Annotated in this window: 4 protein-coding genes; all 4 read left to right on the top strand. The window is 46.2% G+C overall.

The features are described 5' to 3' along the window. The first annotated feature begins 38 nt into the window (after nucleotides 1-38). The 4 genes from CP357_RS10730 to CP357_RS09645 all read left to right on the top strand — a co-directional run bounded on the left by CP357_RS10730 (nucleotide 39) and on the right by CP357_RS09645 (nucleotide 3,822). Nucleotides 39-389, top strand: a complete 351-nt coding sequence (locus CP357_RS10730; RefSeq protein WP_087713300.1) for a transposase — start codon at nucleotides 39-41, stop codon at nucleotides 387-389. A gap of 277 nt (nucleotides 390-666) precedes the next feature. Then, the gene (locus CP357_RS09655; RefSeq protein WP_087713299.1) at nucleotides 667-1,584 is read left to right on the top strand and encodes an ABC transporter ATP-binding protein; all 918 of its coding nucleotides are present in this window, start codon (nucleotides 667-669) and stop codon (nucleotides 1,582-1,584) included. Beyond that, nucleotides 1,571-3,187: an ABC transporter permease gene (locus CP357_RS09650; protein WP_089144295.1), complete on the top strand. Its 1,617-nt coding sequence runs from the start codon at nucleotides 1,571-1,573 to the stop codon at nucleotides 3,185-3,187. Before CP357_RS09655 ends, CP357_RS09650 begins: the two co-directional genes overlap by 14 nt. Next, nucleotides 3,184-3,822: a TetR/AcrR family transcriptional regulator gene (locus CP357_RS09645; protein WP_089146204.1), complete on the top strand. Its 639-nt coding sequence runs from the start codon at nucleotides 3,184-3,186 to the stop codon at nucleotides 3,820-3,822. Before CP357_RS09650 ends, CP357_RS09645 begins: the two co-directional genes overlap by 4 nt. Nucleotides 3,823-3,910 lie beyond the last annotated feature (88 nt).

Below are 3,910 nucleotides of genomic sequence, written 5' to 3'. Positions count from 1 at the left end.
AATGTATTCAAATAAAATAAAGTGGATATATTTAACCAATATTTTCTAACATTACCCGGGCTAACATCACTGATCGTGACGGGGCGATTGCACTCGTCACCCTTAATTTAGAGCAGTTTAAATTGGTTCGAACCATGATGGTTGATAGTGGTTATACCGGCCAAAATTTTGCCAATGAGATTAGCAGTTTAACCTCAGCCAAGGTAATCGTCGTTAAAAGAAATGAGTTACACCAATTTTCGGTTATCCCCCAACGGTGGCTCATTGAACGTTCATTTAGTTGGTTGGGAAATTATCATCGTTTATGGCGTAACTGTGAGCGTAAGCTCAACACTAGTCTCATGATGGTTTCGTTAGCTTTTATCAGGTTACTTCTCAAAAGATACTAAACAGTTTCTAAGATTTTTTGATGGTATCTTTAGATTGGGTCATGAAGTCCGTCCTAACTTATTGGTTTTGTCACTTATAAGTTTAAGGCTTCATGGCCTTTTTGGTCTAGTTATTTAGGTGTTGCACTTACATTGTAAATCCGGCGTCACAAAAAAATTGACTGACGAGTCAATAATTCGTTGACTCGTCAGTCAATCGCGACTATACTGTAGAGGTTGATCAGATATCGACATATTAAAACGTGTTTCAAGTTTGACCTTAAGGAGGATGACAAAAATGACAACAGCTATTATCGAACTTGACCATCTTCAAAAAAACTTTGGCAAGTTTGCCGCATTAAAAGATGTCAGTTTCACGTTGGCACCCGGTCAGGTTCTGGGTTTTCTAGGACCTAGTGGGGCCGGCAAATCCACGACCATTCGAGTTATTTTAGGCTTATTAAAAAAGAGTGGCGGCTCAGTGACCGTCTTCGGCAAAGATGCCTGGCGGGATGATGCGGCGATTCATCAACGCATCGCCTATATTCCTGGGGACGTTTATTTATGGCCAAATCTTTCTGGCGGCGAAATTATCGACCTATTGCTACGTTTAAATGGCCGCCAGCATAATCAAAAGACCGATGAACTAATCAAGGCCTTTGAATTTGATCCGAAGAAAAAAGCTCGTACCTATTCAAAAGGCAATCGTCAAAAAGTAGCGTTAATTGCTGCGTTGTCGCAAGATGCCGATTTGTATATTTTTGATGAACCCACTTCTGGGCTTGATCCATTAAATGAACAGATTTTCCAGCAAGAAGTTTTAAAACTGAAAAGAGCCGGTAAAAGTGTGCTGCTATCAAGCCACATTTTGTCCGAAGTCGAGCGAATGTGTGATTCAATTGTTATCATCCGTGATGGTAGTGTGATTGAGAGCAGCAATCTTGATCAATTACGGCATCTATCGCGGATCAAAATTGAAGTCACCACCGCTACCCCAATGACTGCTTTGGCAAAGCAAGCTGGCGTTCACGACCTCACTTATCGCGATTCCGAGCACACCAAGGCGGTTTTCACCGCTGATCGAGACGCGCTTGGCACCATCATGACCACACTGGCCGCCAACACCGTGGTCGACATGCAATCAACGCCGCCAACGCTGGAAGAATTATTCCTGCGTTATTATGGAAAGCAAGGTGAGACTCATGCGGCACAGTAATCGGAACGCAGGTTATCTGCTTCGGGCAAACCTCAAACAAAATCTAAAATTTTCACTCATCTGGCTTGTCATTTTGATCATGATGATTGCCAGTGGTGCTGGCAAATTGGAAGCAGACTTTGCAGGCGGGGCCTCGGGCTCTAAAGAGATTGTCAAAATGCTGCAAGCGCCGGGCATGGCGGCAATGTTTGGCGCGATGCCAAAGGTGGACACGTATAACACAGCGATTGTGTTTGCTGGTGTGATGGTCGTCTTCATGATTATTTTGCAGGCCTTATGGGTTATGCCGCTGATGATTCGCAACACCCGCGGTCAAGAAGAAAGTGGCTTGCTCGAAACGGTTCGCGCTCGCAATGTTGGGCGAACGGCTGCCATCACCGCCGCTTCGCTTGAGCTTCTCATCGACAGTGCCATAATGGGTATCCTCTATTTTGTCTCGTTGGCCGCTGTCAACATGGGTGGTACTGACTTGTACGGTGACTTCCTGTTTTCACTGGGGATGGTGATCGCCAACTTGCTATTCGGAGCCATTGCGTTGCTATTCGCGCAACTAACCAATAACACACGTACAGCCAATATGTTGAGCTACATGGTGCTGACTGCCGCTTATTTGGTTCGGCTGGTCACCGATATCCAGCATCAAAATCTGACGTGGTTATCACCAATTGGTTGGTTCGAAAAAGCAAACTTCTATACTGATAACAACGTCTGGGCTTTAGGTTTGGCCTTACTGGTCAGCATTCTGCTTGCGGCCAGCGCCACCATGATTGCCCGCAACCGCGATCTGGGCGCCGGGATTATTGCTGAACGCACCGGCCGAGCCAAAGCTGCCGGCTGGCTTCGCTCGATCCCTGCCTTACTGTGGCGAACTGAGCGCAGATTATTTGCTGGGTGGTTAATCGGCGCCGTGGTGTTTGGCGGCGTCATGGGTAGTGTGCTCGGCAGCGTTGGCGACATTCTTAAAACGAATCCGCTTTATCGTAAAATACTAGATGTTGGCCAAATCAACGCTGCCAATCAGACCATGGTCCTGTCATTCTTAGGCATGTATCTCGGCATTTTCGTCGCATTAGCCGTGACTGCTGGCGTCCAAGTGGCATTCCGACTCAAACGCGATGACAACCTTGGTTACTTGAGCGTCATTCATGCCGAAAAGCCAACGCGAACCACGATCAGTGTCAGCTACTATTGCTTTGGGCTGCTGGCAGGCGTGTTCGTCCTTTCTGCTGGGCTGCTGGCCTTGTTCTTCACTGGGAACACTGTTCTCAGTCACCCGTTGCCGCTCAAGTACCTCGGTCGCCTATTCGTGGCTAGCGTTCCGGCTGTGATATCGTTTATCGCCCTTGGCATCGCACTAGTCGGTCTGTGGCCACGCTTAAGCAGTCTATTCTGGCTGTATATGGGAGCCGGTCTGATCGTTCAAATTTTCCGGGGATTGTTTGATTTGCCAAAACACGCAGGCAACTTCACACCTTTTGGCTGGATTGCCAATGTACCGGTTGAAAACGTTGATCAAACATGGCTAATCGTGATGGTTGTTAGCGCTATAGTATTATTTATTCTTGGCATTGCTGGTTATCGCCGTCAGGATTTGAGCCTATGAAAAATGTTGTGACAGATCCTGAAAAGGTCACCCGAATCCTCAAAACAGCGACGGAAATTTTCGGCCAGCAAGGCTTCATCAAGAGCAAAACCGATCAGATTGTCAACCAAGCACAAGTATCTAAGGGCTTGCTCTTCCATTATTTTGGCAATAAACAAGCGCTGTATCTTGACGCTTTCAAATATGCCTATCATCGAATTTATGATCACATGGACCCTAAAAAGTGGCAGAATGCCCCTGGCTTGGCTGCCATGATGACCACTGCAGTTAAGTATGAGTTGAAACTACAATTCAAATTCCCAGCTGAATACCGCTTGATAATGCAAGCCTATGCTGATTTACCGCATTTTCCCGAACCGTTGCGACAACAAGTGCAGCAAGAAACAACTGCCATATCCGCTGAAATCGATCGCATTTTTCGCGAGAAAATTGAACAGCTGCCTCGTCGTGAGGGCCTGTCAGTCGATGACGTTTTCGGTGTCGTTTCTGCCTTAATCGCCCAACAAACGGCGGTCACCACCAGACTCATTGCCAGTGGCCATTATCGCAAGTTTGAAGATCTGCAGTCCGTGGTTGAGACGATGGCACGCCAGTTATTGATTGTCGAACACGGCTTTTTACCAGATGAAAGTTGACGTCAGCTGATAGATCAAAAAAGGTCATTAGGGTATAGTAAGAAATAATTAACTAAATTAGATCATATTATTAGTCTTGATGTAATAA

Origin of the sequence: Lactobacillus sp. UMNPBX6, assembly GCF_002553975.1 — a bacterium.
Lineage (GTDB): Bacteria > Bacillota > Bacilli > Lactobacillales > Lactobacillaceae > Lactobacillus > Lactobacillus gallinarum.
This window is presented reverse-complemented; position numbering and strand designations above follow the sequence as displayed.